This is a genomic window from Collimonas silvisoli (assembly GCF_018305005.1).
Classification (GTDB): domain Bacteria; phylum Pseudomonadota; class Gammaproteobacteria; order Burkholderiales; family Burkholderiaceae_D; genus Collimonas; species Collimonas silvisoli.
This window is the reverse complement of sequence record NZ_JAGQEG010000032.1, coordinates 1-19,070: the sequence shown is the minus strand read 5'-3', so window position 1 is coordinate 19,070 and position 19,070 is coordinate 1. Positions and strand designations below refer to the sequence as shown.

Annotated in this window: 12 protein-coding genes and 1 pseudogene; 7 read left to right on the top strand and 6 right to left on the bottom strand. The window is 56.0% G+C overall.

Annotation, left to right across the window (positions count from 1 at the left end):
- Positions 1–27: 27 nt before the first annotated feature.
- Positions 28–2,790, top strand: coding sequence for a magnesium-translocating P-type ATPase (mgtA, locus tag KHU33_RS10855; RefSeq protein ID WP_211462867.1), 2,763 nt, complete (start codon positions 28–30; stop codon positions 2,788–2,790).
- A 149-nt stretch (positions 2,791–2,939) separates the two neighbouring features.
- Here mgtA and KHU33_RS10850 read toward each other — a convergent pair whose 3' ends face one another.
- From KHU33_RS10850 to KHU33_RS10830, 5 genes and pseudogenes are all read right to left on the bottom strand, one after another.
- Positions 2,940–3,590: a DUF1345 domain-containing protein gene (locus tag KHU33_RS10850; RefSeq protein WP_211462866.1), complete on the bottom strand. Its 651-nt coding sequence runs from the start codon at positions 3,588–3,590 to the stop codon at positions 2,940–2,942.
- 149 nt (positions 3,591–3,739) lie between these two features.
- Positions 3,740–3,859 (bottom strand): annotated as a pseudogene (locus tag KHU33_RS10845) (cyanase); the annotation flags it as partial.
- A 275-nt stretch (positions 3,860–4,134) separates the two neighbouring features.
- The gene (locus KHU33_RS10840) at positions 4,135–7,203 is read right to left on the bottom strand and encodes an efflux RND transporter permease subunit (protein WP_211462865.1); all 3,069 of its coding nucleotides are present in this window, start codon (positions 7,201–7,203) and stop codon (positions 4,135–4,137) included.
- 12 nt (positions 7,204–7,215) lie between these two features.
- Entirely contained in the window at positions 7,216–8,403 is a 1,188-nt protein-coding gene (locus KHU33_RS10835) for an efflux RND transporter periplasmic adaptor subunit (protein WP_211462864.1), read from the bottom strand.
- 23 nt (positions 8,404–8,426) lie between these two features.
- Entirely contained in the window at positions 8,427–9,905 is a 1,479-nt protein-coding gene (locus KHU33_RS10830) for an efflux transporter outer membrane subunit (protein ID WP_211462863.1), read from the bottom strand.
- 799 nt (positions 9,906–10,704) lie between these two features.
- Between KHU33_RS10830 and KHU33_RS10825 the strand changes: the two genes are divergently transcribed.
- On the top strand, positions 10,705–12,111 hold the full coding sequence (locus KHU33_RS10825; protein ID WP_211462903.1) for a glycerophosphodiester phosphodiesterase family protein: 1,407 nt from the start codon (positions 10,705–10,707) through the stop codon (positions 12,109–12,111).
- Positions 12,112–12,390: 279 nt separating this feature from the next.
- Here the strand turns inward: KHU33_RS10825 and KHU33_RS10820 are convergent, their stop codons facing one another.
- Complete coding sequence (locus KHU33_RS10820; RefSeq protein ID WP_211462862.1) at positions 12,391–13,371, bottom strand: alpha/beta hydrolase; 981 nt, start codon at positions 13,369–13,371, stop codon at positions 12,391–12,393.
- A gap of 551 nt (positions 13,372–13,922) precedes the next feature.
- Between KHU33_RS10820 and groES the strand changes: the two genes are divergently transcribed.
- The 5 genes from groES to KHU33_RS10795 all read left to right on the top strand — a co-directional run bounded on the left by groES (position 13,923) and on the right by KHU33_RS10795 (position 18,885).
- Positions 13,923–14,216 carry a co-chaperone GroES gene (groES, locus tag KHU33_RS10815; protein ID WP_211462861.1) on the top strand — a complete coding sequence of 98 codons (294 nt, stop codon included), beginning with the start codon at positions 13,923–13,925 and terminating at the stop codon, positions 14,214–14,216.
- A 100-nt stretch (positions 14,217–14,316) separates the two neighbouring features.
- Positions 14,317–15,969: a chaperonin GroEL gene (gene groL, locus KHU33_RS10810; RefSeq protein WP_211462860.1), complete on the top strand. Its 1,653-nt coding sequence runs from the start codon at positions 14,317–14,319 to the stop codon at positions 15,967–15,969.
- A gap of 341 nt (positions 15,970–16,310) precedes the next feature.
- Entirely contained in the window at positions 16,311–17,360 is a 1,050-nt protein-coding gene (locus KHU33_RS10805) for a methionine ABC transporter ATP-binding protein (RefSeq protein WP_211462859.1), read from the top strand.
- Positions 17,350–18,003, top strand: coding sequence for a methionine ABC transporter permease (locus KHU33_RS10800; protein ID WP_211462858.1), 654 nt, complete (start codon positions 17,350–17,352; stop codon positions 18,001–18,003). Before KHU33_RS10805 ends, KHU33_RS10800 begins: the two co-directional genes overlap by 11 nt.
- A 72-nt stretch (positions 18,004–18,075) precedes the next feature.
- The gene (locus KHU33_RS10795; RefSeq protein ID WP_211462857.1) at positions 18,076–18,885 is read left to right on the top strand and encodes a MetQ/NlpA family ABC transporter substrate-binding protein; all 810 of its coding nucleotides are present in this window, start codon (positions 18,076–18,078) and stop codon (positions 18,883–18,885) included.
- Positions 18,886–19,070 lie beyond the last annotated feature (185 nt).

The window sequence follows — 19,070 nt, the reverse complement described above, 5'->3', positions numbered from 1 at the left end:
CGCATTGCATGAAAAAAGAAGAACTCCATGAATCTGAATATTCTTAAAGAAACATTCGTTAGCTTTGTCCGCACCCACGGCATGGATCGCCACTTCCGCCGTCTTGGCGCCGACATGTTCCGCAGCACGCCGGTTACCAAGGAAGTGCCGGCTTCGCTGGCGGAAACCTTGTCCACCGCTGCCAGTATCGAGATCAACGAACTGTTCAAGAAGCTGCACAGCCGTGCGGACGGCCTGACCGAAGCCGAAGCAGACGAGATCCGTGTCAGCTCGGGCCCGAATGAAGTCGAACATGAAAAGCCGATTTCAAAATGGGCGCATTTGTGGCAATGCTACAAAAACCCGTTTAACCTGCTGCTGACGGTACTGGCCGGCGTGTCGTATCTGACCGAAGATATGAAAGCCACTATCGTCATCGCTTCGATGGTGCTGCTGTCGACGCTGTTACGCTTCGTCCAGGAATCGCGCTCCAATACTGCCGCCGACAAACTCAAGGCCATGGTCAGCAATACCGCTACCGTGCTGCGGCACGATCTGGCCCAGGATATCGCCGAAGAGGCATTGCGCTACTTTGACGTCACCCTGCACCCGAAGGGCGCGCGCCGGATTGAGCTGCCGATCAAGAAACTGGTGCCGGGCGATATCGTCCAGCTCTCCGCCGGCGACATGATTCCAGCCGATCTGCGCTTGCTGACCGCCAAGGATCTGTTTATCAGCCAGGCGGCAATGACCGGCGAATCGCTGCCGGTAGAAAAATTCCTTACCCATCGCGGCGCCGTCACCGGCAACCCGCTGGAACTCGACAACCTGTGCTTCATGGGCACCAACGTGGTCAGCGGATCGGCTACCGCGATCGTCGTCACCACGGGCAACCGCACCTACTTCGGCGCCCTCGCTGAACGCGTCACCGCCACTGACCGTACGCCGACTGCATTCCAGTCGGGTGTCAACAAGGTCAGCTGGCTGCTGATCCGTTTCATGCTGGTGATGACGCCGGTGGTGTTTCTGCTGAACGGCTACACCAAAGGCGACTGGCTCCAGGCTTTCCTGTTTGCGATGTCGATCGCGGTCGGGCTGACGCCGGAAATGCTGCCGATGATCGTCACGTCGACGCTGGCCAAGGGCGCGGTCGCGCTGTCGCGTAAGAAAGTCATCGTCAAGCGGCTCGATGCGATCCAGAACTTCGGCGCCATGGATGTGCTGTGCACAGACAAGACCGGGACCCTGACCCAGGACAAGATTTTCCTGGAGCGCCATACCAACATCCTCGGCGAACAGGACGACCTGGTGCTGGAATATGCCTACCTCAACAGCCACTATCAAACCGGCCTGAAGAATCTGCTGGATGTCGCCGTGCTGGAACACGCCGAGCTGCAACGCGAAATGGCGCTGGCCTCAGCCTATCGCAAGGTCGACGAAATTCCGTTCGACTTCCAGCGCCGCCGCATGTCGGTGGTGGTCAGCGAACGCGACGACCATCACGAATTGATCTGCAAAGGTGCGGTTGAAGAAATCGTTTCGGTCTGTACTCACGCCCGCCACAACGGTCAGGTGGTGCCGTTCACCAAAGAACTGCTGCAAGAAATCTACGACACCACTTCCAGCCTGAACGCGGAAGGCTTGCGGGTAGTGGCGGTGGCCGCCAAGGATCTGCCGCCGACCAAGGAAGTGTACGGCGTGGCCGACGAATGCAACCTGGTGCTGATCGGTTACATCGCCTTCCTCGATCCGCCGAAGGAATCGACCAAACCGGCGCTGGACGCGCTCAAGGAACACGGCATCACCGTCAAGATCCTGACTGGCGACAATGAACTGGTGACGGCCAAGATCTGCCGCCAGGTCGGCCTGGCCGTCGACGGCATGCTGCTTGGTTCCGATGTCGAGAAAATGAGCGATGCCGATCTTGCCGTCGCCGTCGACACCACCACCGTGTTCGCCAAGCTCAGCCCGACCCACAAAGAGCGCATTGTGCGGGTCTTGCACGATAAAGGCCACGTGGTCGGCTTCATGGGCGACGGCATCAACGACGCGCCGGCGCTGCGTGCCGCCGACATCGGCATTTCAGTCGATACCGCAGTCGATATCGCCAAGGAAGCGGCCGATATCATCTTGCTGGAAAAGAGCCTGATGGTGCTGGAAGAAGGCGTGCTGGAGGGCCGCAAGACTTTCGCCAACATGTTGAAATACATCAAGATGACGGCCAGTTCCAATTTCGGCAATGTGTTCTCGGTGCTGCTCGCCAGCGCCTTCCTGCCGTTCCTGCCAATGCTGCCTTTGCAACTGCTGGTGCAAAACCTGCTTTACGATATCTCTCAGATCGCAATTCCTTTCGACAACGTCGACAAGGAATTCCTGGAAAAGCCGCAGCGCTGGAACGCGGGCGAGATCGGCCGTTTCATGATCTACTTCGGCCCGATCAGCTCGATCTTCGACATCACCACTTTTGCAGTGCTGTGGTACATCTTCGGCGCCAACGCGCCGGAACATCAGACATTGTTCCAGACCGGCTGGTTCGTCGAGGGCCTGCTGTCGCAAACGCTGATTGTGCACATGATCCGCACCCGCAAGATTCCATTCTTTCAAAGCCGGGCATCCTGGCCGCTGATGAGCATGACCCTCATCGTCATGCTGATCGGCATCGTGTTGCCGATGTCGCCAATGACCGACTACTTCAAGTTTCAAGGCCTGCCGCTGACTTATTTCCCTTGGCTGATCCTGATCCTGATTGCCTATGCAGTGCTGACACAGGCAATGAAAGGCTGGTACGCGCGCCGCTTCGGCTGGCAATAAGGCTCGCAATACGGCGCAGTATAGATAGGGGAAACCGGGATGAACATGTAAGCCGTCATTCCCGATTCCCCAAGAAAAAAGCCAATCCGCAACGATTGGCTTTTTTACGTCTTGACCAGCAATCCAGGCGCGAAATTTATCCGGCCAGATTATCCGACCAAACCCGCGGCGATATTGATCGACAAACCCAGGATGGCCGAATTGAACAGAAACGTCAGCACCGATTGCATCAACACGATCTTGCGCATGGGCTGGGTCATGATGCTTATATCGGAGGTCTGTACCGCGACTGCCATCGTGAAAGAAAAATAGAGAAAATCCCAGTAGTCGGGATTTTTTTCATCGTCCGGAAACCGCAGCGGCAGTTTGTCTGCATGGCAGGCGTAAAACAGGCGCGCGTAGTGCAGCGCAAAGATGGTGCCCACCAAAAACCAGGAACCCAGCACTGTCATCCCGGTAAACAAATACCGCAGCTCTTTCGGTCCCGGTAAGAAATTCTTGGCTTGCGTCAGCCCGAACACCACCGCTCCGATGCTGGAAACGGCGGCGATGCAAATGAGGACCAATATCACGGTGTCGTTTTCATCTTCCACGGCAGCGCGCCTTTTTACCTGGTTCGAGGTGGCCCGGGTCATCATCCACCAGAGCGTCGCCAGATACGTCCAGACTCCGGCGTTCCAGCCTATCAGCCCCCGTGTAATGGCCGATCCTTGCGGCAGGACGGCCCAGACCACGAGACCGACCAGCAATGCAATCACCAGGCGCGGGTGTGTATGAAAAATCAGGCGGCGTATATGCATGCTTGTCCTTAGTTGAATCCGATATCGATAAGCGGCGAGCTTGCAGTGAAGCAAGCTCGCCGTTTTTTAGTCGATAGCATATTGCAACTGCGGACTCCCGTGTGTTTTCGTTTAGCTTTAGCAGAACGCACACGGTAAACGCTATCGCGTCAGAACGGTTTGTTAGGCATGAATTTCCCGTCCAGGGTAATCACCGCACGCGAGCCGCCCTCCGGATCTTCCACCCGTTTCAGATCCAGCTTGAAGTTGATGGCGCTGATGATGCCGTTATCCGGGCATCACCCTGCACATCGTTGATTTCTCCAAAAATAATCATCGAAACCCACACCATTAACGCCATCGCTGAAATTGTCCGTCGCGCTGTTGCGGCGCAAGGATAGCTACCAGAGCGCGGCGTCGCGGGCCTTTACCGAACTGGCTGCAACCATGACTGCCGATCAAGCGAATGAAAGTTTGGAATGATGAATACAAAAGAATAAAGCGCCCGGCAGGCGCTTTATTCTTCTTTCAGGAGATGTGCAGCAACAGCTGCACTGATTGCCAACTACTTCTCAGCCGCATGCAGTTTGCCGCCCGCTACGGTGAGAGTCGTCTCACCGTGTTTGCGCCGCAACTTGCGCCCGGCCCATACCAGCAAGTCGTCAACATAGGTAGACACCACAGGTATCACCAGCAAGCTCAGGAAGGTCGATGTCACCAGACCGCCGATGACCGCGATCGCCATCGGGCCGCGGAAACTGGAGTCTGCTCCCAATCCCAAGGCGATAGGCAACATGCCGGCGCCCATCGCGATGGTGGTCATGACGATCGGCTGGGCGCGCTTGTGGCAAGCATCCATCAAGGCGTCGAAGCGGCTCATGCCGTGATCGCGTCTGGCGACGATGGCGTACTCGACCAGCAGAATCGAATTCTTGACGGCGATACCCATCAACATCAGCAAGCCGATGAGGGATGGCATGGAGAACGAATTGTGCGTGATCAACAACGCCGCAAATGCGCCGCCGATGGACAAAGGCAATGCGGCCAGAATCGTCACCGGTTGCAGGAATCCCTTGAACAGCAGCACCAGCACCATGTAGACGCACAGCACGCCAGTCAGCATCGCCAGAGCGAAACCGGAAAACAATTCCTTCATGATTTCGGCATCGCCCAACTCACCGCGCTTGACGTTAGGCGGCAGGTTATTCAGACTCGGCAATGCATTGACCTTGGTCATCACTTCGCCTAGTTCATGGCCGTTCAGTTCGACGTGGATGATGACGCGGCGGTTACGATCGATGCGGTCGATACGCGCCGGCCCGCTGTCGAAACGGATGTCGGCCACCGAGCTTAGCGGCACGTTGCCGCTCTTGCCTTGCACCGCCAGACGCTCCAGCACGCTCATATCGTGCCGCGCGGTTTCCGGCAAACGCACACGGATCGGCACCTGGCGTTCCGGCAGATTCAGCTTGGCGACCGATTGATCGTAATCGCCCGAAGTCGCTATGCGCAGCGTCTCGCCAATCGCTGAAGCGGTGACGCCGAGATCGGCGGCTTTGGCAAAGTTAGGCGTGACGATGATCTCCGGCCGCACCAGGCTGATGCTGGAAGTGATGTTGCCGAGATCCGGGATAGTGCGGATTTCACGTTCCACCGCTTGCGTCACTGCGCTCAGCGCCTGCGGATCATCGCCGGAGAGCAGCAGCTGCAGCTCTTCGCCGCTACCGGCAGCGCCAACGGTATACCGTAAGCCGGGCAGCTGCTGCAGCAGCTTGCGCAACTCTATGTCGACCTCGCTCTGCTTTTTCTTGCGTGCCGGCGGTTCTTTGAGCAGTACGGTCAGGGTGGCGCGCCGTGCATCGTCGCCGCCGATCGCGCTGTATACCTGGGATACGTCTTTATTGGTCATCAACAGCCGGCGCGCTTGCTCTGCGCTAGCGCGGGTTTCCGCCAGGATGCTGCCAGGCGGCAGTTCCAGCGTGACTTGCGTTTGCCCTCTGTCGCTAGCCGGGATGAAGCCAGTCGGCAGGAACGGGATCATGGCCAGGGATGCGATAAAAAATACGCCCGCCATGACCATGGTCTTGACCCGATGACGCATGCACCAGGATGCAATCACCATGTATTTCGCCATCAGACGGCTTTCCTTTTTCTGATGCACGATAGGCTTCAGCAGATAGGCAGCCATCATCGGCGTCAACAGGCGCGCCACGACCAGCGAGGTGGTAACCGCAATGGCGGCGGTCCAGCCGAATTGCTTGAAGTATTTGCCGACGATGCCGCTCATGAATGCGGTTGGCAAGAACACCGCGACCAGTGTGAACGTAGTCGCCACCACCGCCAGGCCGATTTCATCGGCCGCCTCCATCGCTGCTTGATACGGGGTTTTCCCCATGCGCAAGTGGCGCACGATGTTTTCGATTTCAACAATCGCATCGTCAACCAGGATCCCGATGACCAGCGCCAGCGACAGCAAGGTCACGCCGTTGAGGGTAAAGCCGAGGAAATTCATCACCATGAAGGTCGGGATGATGGACAAGGGCAGCGCAGCCGCTGCAACCAGCGTTGCGCGCCAGTCGCGCAGGAAAAACCAGACTACCAGCACCGCCAGGATCGCGCCCTCATATAACAGCGACATGGAGCCGTCGTAGTTTTCCTGGACCGCATCAACGTTATTGAAAGCTTCTTCGATCTTGACGTGCGAGGCTTTCTCGTTCAACGCGGCGATCGCTTTCTTGACCGCTTGGGCTACCGTGATTTCGCTGGCGCCTTTGCTGCGCGTGATTTCGAATCCGACCACCGGCTTGCCGTCGAAGAGCGTGATCGCAGTGCGCTCACCGATACTGTCGCTTACCTTGGCGACCTGGTCCAGCCGGATAATGTGGCCGTCCGGCAAAGCCATCTGCAAGGCGGCGATCTCCGCCACATTGCCAACCGTGCCGATAGTACGTACCGATTGCCGGGCGCCGCTGATATCGGCTTTGCCGCCCGGCGCCTCCTGTTGCACGCGCTGCAGCTGGCGCGAGATCTGCGCCGCAGATACATTCAACGCCGCCATGCGTTCCGGATCTAGTTCGACCAATACCTCGCGGTTGACGCCGCCTACTCTGGATATCTTGCCGACGCCGGACACCGACAGCAAGGATTTGGCAACGTCGTTATCGACGAACCAGGACAAGGCCTCTTCATCCAGCTGATCGGATTTTACGGTGTAGGTGATGATCGGCTGGCCGGAGGTGCTGGCCTTGCCGTAAACCGGATCGCGGAGATCGGAAGGCATGTCGCTGCGAACCCGGTTGACTGCGTCGCGGACATCGTTCATCGCTTCGGCGATGTCTTTTTCCAGGCGAAATTCGATCTGGGTAAACACTACGCCATCGTTGATGGTGGTGTAGATATGACGGATATCGGTGACGGTAGCCACCGAATTTTCAATCTTGCGCGCAACCTCTGTTTCCAGCTGCGACGGCGACGCGCCCGGCAAGCTGGCGGTGACCGAAATGAAGGGAAATTCGATATCTGGCTGGTCCTGCACAATCATGCTTTTGAAACTCATCAGCCCCATGATGGTGAGCATGATGAACAGCAAAATGGCCGGAACCGGATGTTTGATCGAGAGAGCGGAAAAATTCATGGCGGTCCTCGCTTACTTCATGGCCAGTGGCGCAGGATGGTCAGCATGGGCAGCGGCCGGCTTGTTCTCTGCCGGATTCGCCACCCGCACGGTGTCGCCATCGGCCAGGAATCCTGCGCCCTTTTCTACCAGCGTCATCGTCGGCGTGATGCTGTTGGCGCCGTTGACACCGTCGAGCACTTCAATCCGTTCACCGACGCGACGCCCCAAGGCCACTTTGGTTTGTATGACCTTATCGTCCTTGCCCAGTTGATAGACATAGCTAAAGCCATCGCGCATCACCACCGCGCTTTGCGGCAAGGTGAGCGCTTCGGCGTGGCCCAGCTGGAACTGGCCGGTGCCGAACATGCCGGCGTGGGCGCTGCCTGGCACGGGCAAATCGACATACACCAAGGCATTGCGGGTAACCGGATCTACCGTGGGCGCAATCATGCGCACCTTGCCGTCCACCAGCACGCCGTTGGTAACACGCAATTTCACTGCCTGTCCGACCTTGATCTGCAACAAATCGCTAGCATTGACTTCCGCGCGCCATTCGAGACGATTCTGGCGAATCAGCTTGAATAGCTCTTGGCCCTGGGCCGCCACCGCACCGACCGTCGCCGTACGCGAGGAAATGACACCATCATCGGGCGCAATCACCTGCGTCTGGCGCAGCCGGATCTGCTGCATTTCCAGGCTTGCCTGCGCTGACAGCAGACGTGCTTTGGCGCTGCGCTCGGCCACCTCATATTGGGTGGTTTGCTGGCCGCTCAAGGCGCCGCTGTTGACCAAAGTCCGCGCTCGTTCGGCATTCGCGTCGGCCTCTGACAAAGCAGCGCGCGCCTCTTCCACCGCAGCTTTTTGCTGAGCCACCTGGGCCGCCACGCTTTCATTGGTAAACCGCGCCAGGACCTGGCCGCGCTTGACGACGTCGCCGACATTGACATTCACTTCCGCCAGCAACAAGCCGCCCAGTTCGCTGCCGACCACGGCTTCTTGCCAGGCGGCGATGCTGCCGTTGGCGGACAGAGACAGCGGCCAGTCGACGCTTTGCGCTTTGGTAGTGGTGACGGTGAGCGACGCCTTCGGCTTGGCCGGCTCCTTATCTTTATCGCCGCCGGATTTGGCGTGATTGCTGGTGGTCGCCCAGAATGCGCCGCTGCCGATCACAACGATGACCGCGACGATTGCTGCTTGCTTGAGAGATGGCTTTTTCATGACGGTATTCTTTACGGATATTGTTAAGACCGATCGGTGTTTGGCGCTGTCGCAGGTGTGGCTGATATTGCCGCCTGCTCCTTGTCATTACGCCAGCCGCCGCCCAGGGCTTTGTATAGTGCGATCCAGGCGGTTACGTGTTCGCGTTGTACGCTGATTTGAGTTTGCTGCGCCGCCAGGAAAGTACGGCGCGCATCCTCCAGTTCAAACAAGCTGCCGCTGCCGGCTTTGAATTTGTCGTCGTTGGCGTGGAAGTAGCGTTCATATTCCCGCGCCGCCAGCGCCGCATCGTCTTCACGCCGCGCCGCTGCATCCAGCCTTACCAATGCTTCCTCGATTTCCCGTGCGGCGGTCCGGACTTGCAATTGGTAGCCGGCGTAAGCCTCGTCATAACGCGCTTGAGCGAGGTCGACCTGAGCCTTGCGGCGGCCTGCATCAAACAAGGGCAAGTTGAGCGAAGGACCGAACGACCAGGTATTGGAACGTGTGCGCTGGCCGTCGAAACGCAAGCCGGCGACACCAATGCTGCCTAACAGCGAAATGCTCGGATACCGATCCGCCTGGGCGACATTGATCTCGGCGCTGGCCGCGGCGAGTTCCCGCTCGGCCGCGGCGATATCGGGCCGTTGCGACAAAGCATGCGCCGGCACGCTCTCGACGGCGATGTCGCGCGGTTGCGGCAAGTGTTGATTGAGTGCGAGCTTGGTGCGCAAACTTGGCTCAGGAATGTCGGTCAACGCCACCAGCGCCTTGATATCCAGATCGCATTCGGCGCGCTGCACGATCAGCTTTTGCCGGGCGTCGGCGGTCGATCCGTTAATCAGCGCGCCGTCGGCGGGCGCAGTGAAGCCAGCCTTGACCTTGAGCGCCGTCAGCTGCGAGGTCTGTTCGCGCGAGGTCAAGTCTTGCTCCAGCATCGCCGTGATCGCCACGCAGGCCCGGTAGTTCACCAAGGTGCTGCCGACTTCGGCCGCCAGCGATACCCGGGCGCCATACCAATCCGCGTTACGGGCGAATACACGCGCATTGGCGGCGTCGGCGGCTTTGCGTTTGCCGCCGAACAGATCAAGCTCCCAACTGGCGTCAAAGGTCGCGCTGTTGCTGGTGGTGATCAGGGCAAGGTCGCCGGTACTGCCGGAGAGCGCGCGGCTGCGTATGCTGCTGGCATTGGCTGCCAGCGCAGGATATAGCGCACTGCCGGATGAAACCGCCGTCGCACGGGCTTGCGCAATACGCGCCAGAGCCTGGGCCATACTAGGATTGTTGGCCTGAGCCGTGGCAATCAACTCGCTCACCAGAGGATCGTCGAATTGCGACCACCAGCGCGTCAAATCGGTCACGCCGTCGGCGGCTGCTGCCGGTTTAGGCAGACTGGCTTGGAATTGCGGCAGTACCGCTTGTGATGATGTGGCTGGCGAGGGTACCTGATAGGTAGGCCCAACGACACAACCGGCGATCACGGACAGCAGGGGTACGCTGCCGAGCATCTTGTATAAACGCATCCTTTTCCCTTACATGATTTTTTGAGGGGCTCCCAAATGCGGGATTTTTTGTTGTTTATGCTGTTTTACCGGGTTCAGCGTTGTCTCTGATGATTTGCTGAACTCTCCAATGTACAGTGTGTGCCGACACTGTAAAGAGGAAAATTGCTGCTGAGTATGCGATTGCGACAATCTGCAGAATCGTGGGGATCAATCGACTAAAACACGGGACGGAATGCATGCAGGCCGGGCAGCAAGAAATATCTTTGAAAAGATTATCAAAATATCACTTTCGAGTCTACTATTGGCATTCAATCAAATTTCTGCGCAGCAATAATAGCTGCTTCGGCCCTGTTTAGTAAGTGCCATACCACTTTTGCTCGACTAGATTATGCATGTAACAGCCCGCTGAAAATGCAGTAGACAGCATCTGAGACGGCCCCAGCCAGAGCCGTGCATGATGCCCGATTTCTTTGCATTATCGTTAACCGATTATGAAGACCGAAGAATTCTTGCTGGAAGCCGGGAAAATATTGCCGCTGTATTGCCGCTGATTGGATTGGCGACGCCGGCGATTTGCGGGCACCGGCAGATGTGGGAAAAGCCAGCCGCCACCACTTTGTTTCCGGAACGGCAGCTGCCCCGTATCTGCGGGGCGATACTCGAGGAGCTGGCGCCGGGCGTCGATAACATACATGAAATAGCGTCCGGCAATACAGATGGAAATCAATGCCCTCTTCCTTGTATCGTCATTACTTTGTCATGTGTTCAGGCTAATATTTCCGGAGATGCATCTCCTCTTATCTACGAAAGACTACTCATGTACATCCGCCTGGGTTCGCCCTTCATCACCAAATCCTTGGTCCGTTCCATCGTTATTGGATATAGCCTACTCGTAACTGCTTGCAGCAGTACAAATGGAGATGTATCTACTGCAGGCACAGCAGCGTCCGGCTCTTTCAAAACACTTGACGGCGCACGTCCCCTAGTCATCGGCCATCGTGGGTTACCAGGTTTGTATCCTGAAGAGACTCGAGCTTCTTACGAGAACGCGGCAGATGCTGGAGCAGATTCGCTTGAATTGGATCTGCACATGACAAAAGACTGCGTGTTGGTCGCACGACACAACCCATGGCTGAGCGACAACACAAACGTTGCTGAAGTGGCAAAGACGAACGCCGCTGTAGCGGCCCGCAAACGTACCGTCCCAGGCGTATTGATTAATGTGAAATATCCAGCCGTACCGGAAAATGGCCCGACTCAGTATCTGAGCGATTTGACCAATCCCAACGATCCAAAATCAGTATTGAAATCGTTAGTCGTTGATGGCGAGGATCATACCAACGACTGGTCAATCAGCGATTTCACGATGGCCGAACTTAGGCAATGGATAGGCGGCACCACCTATGATGCCCGCGACCAGCGCCCAACCGACCTGAACGGCAAGTTGCCGATTTTGAGTTTTCAGGAAGTGATCGACATTGCAAAAGCGAAAAGCGCAGCTACAGGCCGCCTCATTACGACCTATCCAGAAAGCAAAAATCCGATCTGGAACAATGCCCAAGCCATTGCCAATGGTTGCGGCGCACCAGGCGGCCATCCCTTTGAGGAGGCTTTCCTCAAAGCCCTCAAAGACAACGATCTCAATCGCAAAGACGCCCCGGTCTTCGTACAAAGCTTTGATCCAGCCAGCTTGAAATACCTGCGCTCCATCGGTCTGAAATCCAAAGCAGTTCAGTTGGTCGATGGAAACGGCATGAATTTCAAGACCGGCGAAACCATTTTCATCACCGACAAACCCAACACTTTCGTCAGTGGCCGTCCATATAGCTGGACCGTAGCGGGCGACCCACGCTCCTTTGGAGCGATGCTTACACCGGCAGGATTGGCCGAGGTCAAAACCTACGCCGACGGCATCGGTCCGTGGAAGCCGCAGGCAATGTCGCTCACCGCCGCTCCGGCCCGAGATTCGTCGTCAAAAGCTAGCTTAGCTGAGGTCGACACCATCAAGCCAACCAGCTTGATTAGCGATGCCCATAAGGCCGGTTTGTTCGTCCATATCTTCACCTTCCGCAACGAAGCGAAATACTTGGCCGGAGTCTACAAAGGAGACCCAACGGCAGAGTACTTGGCCTTTTACCGAGCCGGTGTTGATGGCGTATTTACAGATTTCACGCCAACCGCATTTTCTGCGCGCACCACCTACCTTAAAGAAATAACGCGCTAATTAACTAACAGCATTGATGTCTTTGGCGCCTCATGCAAAACCGCGTGAGGCGACAACGCATGCCGTGCTGCCCATTCAATAATTGAAGCGGCCCCCTGCGCTCCTACTAATTGACAGCTGAATCAATCGCTTTGGACGTCATTTCACTTTGATGAAGACGCCATTGTTGTTGAACCGGCCGCGGGTGGTCTCCCTTATCGGCGAAGTGCTTGTTGTTACTTGGGAATAAAAACTTGAATGAAGCGCCTGTGCCAGCTGCCTCGGCTTGGCAACCAGCGGTTACTTTCGAGTCGCCGTTTTTTGTTGGGCGCCGGAGTTGTCCGCAATTCTGGCCAGGAACGCTATTGCCGCATGTTCGAGCTGTGAAATACCGGGTTCTTCAACCGGAAAGTGGCCACACTTCTCAAGTAAAACTAGCGTCTTGTCACCCTTGATGCGGTCAAAAAAGGGCCGGCTAGATTCAATGCTTGTCCAACGATCTGCCGCTGGGTGCGCAAGCAGCACCGGACAAATATCGAAATTTTCCGGCTCAATGGCCGGTCTGACGGAGAAAATTGATTGCATGAAGCTCACGGGAACCCGCACGCCACCGCCGAACGGATCTTCGGCGACTAGCTGGGACAGCTCCGGATTGTTAGACATTGCTCCCATTTTTGTGAACCATTTAATAGGGAACTTGAGATTGCCTATCAACTTCGCAAACAATGGCATCAAAGGCATCAGCCCATGTAATACCGCGCCATTCTTGGCGAACTGTTTTTTAGCGAGTCGCAACCGGGGATCCACTAATGTGGTTGCAATGACTCCTGCGATCGATCCTGAACCCAGCTGTGCCGCGCTTAAATAAGCAAGATAACCGCCAAGGCTGCCGCCGCACAGAACAATGCGACGCCCATTTCGCTTGTATTCACTGGCAACAAGATCGCTCAGCACTCGAATCCATGCGTCATATCTGACCATCGATGAGTCATTCTTGCTCAAGCCGTAGCCAGGAAGATCAGGCGCAACCACTTCATAACCTGCCTTTCGGAGCAGGAGCCCAACTGGCGCGAAGAGTCGTCCATAGCCACCACCGCCATGCACGACGATGATCGTGAGTGGCGCTTCGTGACATGGATAACGGTCTATGTGAATTGACGCACCACGCCATTCAAACCACTCCTCATCTGGCGCATTTTCGGATGTGACCCGCGCGTGGGGTGGAAAGAATCTTTGGTATTTTTTCCAGTAGATTTCTGTTTGATATGTCTTACGCAACATAGGGACGCCTTATGGTGGTACCCGGAGTTTGAGCTCAGCGAGCGTTGATTGCGATGGTTTGCTGAGGCGCAATGCATCTCCTGGTTCAAGATTTTTCAGTTTTCAATGACGGGTTCAGGAATTCTAAGTCCTTGTTTTCACTCAGTTGCCATTCAGGACTTTATTCCGATGAGACACTTGTCGATTCGCTTAACATACTCGAACGACTGCCCCCACGTAGAAACATCCGTGCTCCAGCGTCAATACATACGGTAAAACAAGATTCCGACGGTTTGTTGATGGAAATATAAAGGAGCTCACTTTGCCTCAAGCATTGCCTTCGTGACAAGTACGATAGCTTATGGAAGGAAAAAGCCGATGTCTACAAGAATGTGGGCTTGAAAAATCAACAGAGCATCCCTATACTTAGCACTCGTTAGGAGAGAGTGCTAACAATCTCCTCGACCTAGTCACTGTGCGGCGCATCTATATAGCAAAGCAGAGCGGTCAGTTCACTTTGCTGCGATGTTGCTGCAAATACAAATAACCTGTTGAATCTTAAGGAGTCACATATGAATCTTCGTCCTTTGCACGATCGCGTCATCGTCAAGCGTCTCGACCAGGAAACTAAAACCGCATCCGGTATCGTTCTGCCAGAAGCTGCCGCCGAAAAGCCGGATCAAGGTGAAGTTCTGGCCGTCGGTAACGGCAAGATTCTGGACGACGGCAAAGTCCGTCCGCTGGCAGTCAAGGTTGGCGATCGCGTTTTGTTCGGCAAATACTCCGGCCAAGCCGTCAAGATCGACGGTCAGGAACTGCTGGTTATGCGCGAAGAAGACCTGTTTGCCGTAGTTGAAGGCAAGTAATTCCGGTTAAACCGGGATTATCTGATTGATCGGCGCCCAGCGCTTCACATCAGGTCACTAACTACACAATCGAATTCAAACCTGTTCAGGAGAATCAAACATGGCAGCAAAGCAAGTAATTTTCGGCGATGAAGCACGCGCCAAGATCGTCAACGGCGTCAACATTCTGGCTAACGCAGTTAAGGTAACTCTGGGTCCTAAGGGCCGTAACGTGGTTCTGGAGCGTAGCTTCGGCGCGCCAACCGTGACCAAGGACGGTGTTTCGGTTGCTAAAGAAATCGAACTGAAAGACAAGCTGGAAAACATGGGCGCGCAGCTCGTGAAAGAAGTCGCTTCCAAGACTTCCGACAACGCTGGTGACGGTACTACTACCGCTACCGTGCTGGCACAAGCCATCGTTCGCGAAGGCTTCAAGTACGTTGCAGCCGGTTTCAACCCTACAGATCTGAAGCGCGGTATCGACAAAGCTGTCATCGCCGTCGTTGCAGAAATCAAGACTCTGTCGAAGCCAACCACAACCAGCAAGGAAATCGCACAAGTTGGTTCGATTTCGGCTAACTCCGACACCGACATCGGTGAAATCATTGCCAAGGCAATGGACAAAGTCGGCAAAGAAGGCGTGATCACGGTTGAAGATGGCAAGTCGTTGGAAAACGAACTGGACATCGTCGAAGGTATGCAATTCGACCGTGGCTACCTGTCGCCATACTTCATCAACAACCAGGAAAAACAGGTTGTTGCTCTGGAAAATCCGTTCATCCTGCTGTTCGACAAAAAAGTATCGAACATCCGCGATCTGCTGCCGATCCTGGAACAAGTTGCCAAGTCGGGCCGTCCTCTGCTGATCATCGCAGAAGATGTCGAAGGCGAAGCGCTGGCTACTCTGGTGGTCAACAACATCCGCGGCATCCTGAAGACTGCAGCTGTCAAGGCTCCTGGCTTTGGCGACCGTCGTAAAGCCATGCTGGAAGACATCGCTATCCTGACCGGCGGCCAAGTGATCGCTGAAGAAGTCGGTCTGACACTGGAAAAAGCTACCCTGGCAGAACTGGGCCAAGCCAAGCGTATCGAAATCAGCAAGGAAAACACTACCATCATCGACGGTGCCGGCGAAGCCATCACCATCGAAGCTCGCGTCAAGCAAATCCGTGCGCAAATCGAAGAAGCTACTTCGGATTACGACCGTGAAAAACTGCAAGAACGCGTTGCCAAGCTGGCCGGCGGCGTTGCTCTGATCAAAGTCGGTGCAGCTACCGAAGTTGAAATGAAAGAAAAGAAAGCACGCGTTGAAGATGCTCTGCACGCTACTCGCGCTGCGGTTGAAGAAGGCGTGGTTCCTGGCGGCGGCGTTGCCTACCTGCGCGCACGTGCTGCAGTCAAAGACCTGAAGGGCGACAACGCCGATCAGGAAGCCGGTATCAAGATCGTGCTGCGCGCGATCGAAGAGCCACTGCGTCAAATCGTATTCAACGCTGGCGACGAGCCATCGGTTGTGATCAACGCAGTATTGGCTGGCAAAGGCAACTACGGTTACAACGCTGCCAACGGCACCTACGGCGACCTGGTTGAACTGGGCGTTCTGGATCCAGCCAAGGTTACCCGTATGGCATTGCAAAATGCCGCGTCGGTTGCCGGCCTGATCCTGACTACCGATGCAATGGTTGCTGAACTGCCGGAAGACAAGTCGGCTGGCGGCATGCCAGGCGGCATGGGCGGTATGGGTGGCATGGGCGGTATGGACGGCATGATGTAATTTTGGCGGGGCCTGCATATTCGGCCCCTGCTAATAGGCATCGGTTGTTACGCTTTGAAAAAGCCTGCGATAGTTTTCTATCGCAGGCTTTTTTCATTGCGCAGTCAAGAGTCAACAGGGGATAGAGTTTATGAGCCGCCGCAGCGCGGCGAATTACTCTGACCCCGATTAACTCCGCCCCCAATTTAACTGCGGATGTATATACCTGACAGTAATAACGCCATGCCTAAATGTTCCTTCCCATGCTTAACAAACGCTTATAAAATTAACAGTTATTAAAATACATAACGGCGGCGAGATTGTTGATGTTTATGCAATCAGCTGCCTTTTTTCATTCTGAGATGATAGAAATCAAAGCAGTCACCCAGCGCTTCAATGGCGCGCGCGGCCCGGTCGATGCGGTCCGTGACGTTAATCTGAGCATACGCAAGGGCGAGATCTTCGGCATCATCGGCCGCAGCGGCGCCGGCAAAAGCACCCTGGTGCGTTGCCTCAATTTGCTGAACCGCCCTACTTCCGGCAATATCATCGTTGACGGCAAAGACCTGACCGCGTTGAACCCCGACCAGCTGCGCAGCGCGCGGCGTGAAATCGGCATGATTTTCCAGCATTTCAATTTGCTGTCGTCGCGCTCCGTGTATGACAATATCGCGCTGCCGCTGGAATTGGCCGGTCTGTCCAAAAGCGATATCGATAAAAAGGTCACGCCGCTATTGGAACTGGTTGGGCTGACTGCCCTCAAGGATAGTTATCCGGCGCAAATCAGCGGCGGCCAGAAGCAACGCGTCGGCATCGCCCGGGCGCTGGCCAACGAGCCGAAAGTATTGCTGTCCGACGAAGCCACCTCAGCGCTCGATCCGGAAACCACCCGCTCGATCCTGGAACTGCTGCGCAAGATCAATCGCGAGCTGGGCCTGACGATTGTCTTGATTACCCATCAGATGGAAGTCATCAAGATGATTTGCGACCGCATGGCGGTGATGGAACGCGGCGAGGTGATTGAACAAGGCGAAGTGCTTGAGCTGTTCCGTTCGCCCAAACATGAAGTCACGCGCGCCTTGATCGGCGATGTAATTGCCCAGGAATTGCCGCAAGGCGTATTGCAGCGCCTGCGCGCGCGACTGGCGCAAAGCGACGCCGGCAGTGGCACCGATCATCTGTTCCGTTTTGCGTTTACCGGTTCCGGGGTTGATCAGCCTTTGCTGTCGGAAGCGGTGCGCAAATTCGATCTGGATTTCAATATCCTGCACGGCCAGATCGACGAAATACAAGGACAGGCATTTGGTTCGCTGGCGATTCTGGCGAATGGCACTAGCGAAAACATCAGCGCCGCCATGGCTTACCTGAGCGCGCAAGGCGTCACCGTAGAGGAATTGAATCATGTCATCTGAAATGCTCGATCTGTTTTTATCGTCATTCGGCGAAACCTTGATGATGGTCGGCATCTCCGGCATTCTCGGCGCCCTGCTCGGCGTGCCGCTGGGCATAGCCTTGCATCTGACCGGCCGCGAGGGCGTCTTGCCGCAGCCGGCTTTCAACCGCATCGCCGGACTGATCGTCAACGCCGTGCGCTCTACCCCGTTCATCATCCTGCTGGTGGCGGTGATTCCATTCACGCGCTTTTTCGTCGGCACCTCGATCGGCACCGCGGCAGCGATTGTGCCTTTGACGATCGCCTCCGCGCCTTTCATCGCTCGCCTGGTGGAAACCGCGCTGCGCGAAGTCGACCGCGGCTTGATCGAAGCAGCGCAGGCGATGGGCGCCACGACCTGGCAAATCGTCTACAAGGTGCTGGTGCCGGAAGCATTTGCCGGCATCGTCGCCGGCCTGACGATTACCTTCGTCAGCCTGGTCGGTTACTCGGCGATGGCAGGCGCCATCGGCGGCGGCGGCCTGGGCGATCTGGGGATACGCTACGGTTATCAACGCTTCTTGCCGGAGGTAATGCTGCTGGTGGTGGTGATCCTGATCGTGTTCGTGCAACTGGTGCAGACTCTGGGCGATATCCTGGTGCGCCGCCTCAGTCATCGCTGATTTTTCGCTGTTTTTTTGAGCCCATCCCACGCTTGCCGCGCAGGGTTCGCCATGATTTTTGAAAGGAAGAAAATGAATCGTCGTCAATTAGTCCAATTCTTTACTGGCCTGAGTCTGCTCGCAGGCCTGAGTGCAGCTCCCGTCAGCGCTACCTTCGCGCAGGACAAGCCGATCAAGATCGGCGCCACCGGCGGTCCGCATGCGCAGATTCTGGAAGTCGTCAAAAAAATCGCGGCCAAGGATGGCTTGAATATCCAGATCGTCGAATTCAGCGACTATGTGCAGCCCAATGCAGCGCTGGCAGCCGGCGACCTGGATGCCAACAGCTATCAGCATCTGCCTTATCTGGAAGCGCAAATCAAGGATCGCGGCTACAAGCTGGTGAATGTCGGCTACACCATCACCTTCCCTATGGGCGTGTATTCGAAGAAAATCAAATCCCTCAAGGATCTGAAAAACGGCGCGCGCGTCGGCATCCCTAACGATCCGACCAACGGCGGCCGTGCCTTGCTGTTGTTGCAGGCGCAAGGCGTATTGAAATTGAAACCAGACGCCGGCCTGAAAGCGACGCCTCTGGATATCGCCGACAATCCGAAGAAACTGAAGATCGTCGAAATCGACGCCGCCCAATTGCCGCGCTCGCTGGACGATCTGGATGCGGCCGCGATCAACGGCAACTATGCGGAATCGGCCGGCCTGGATCCTACCAAGGACGGCATCGCCATCGAAGCGGCGAAGGGTCCTTACGCCAACGTCATTGCGGTGCGTAGCGCCGATAAAGACAAGCCTTGGGTGGCCAAACTGGTCAAGGCTTACCATAGCCCGGAAGTCAAACAATATGTCGTGACTCAGTTCAAGAGCGCGGTGATTCCAGCCTGGTAAATCGGAACTGCGAAAAACGGCCCGCGTTGCTTGTGCAGCGCGGGCTTTTTTTTATCCCGTGACCCGTCCTGAATTAGGTTGACACTTTTTCGATGAAGAGAAGGAGTGTCAAATGGAGCAAGAGATGCGGCGCAGCCAACGTGATTACAGCCTGGCTTTTAAATTGAGCGTTGTCGAGCAGGTAG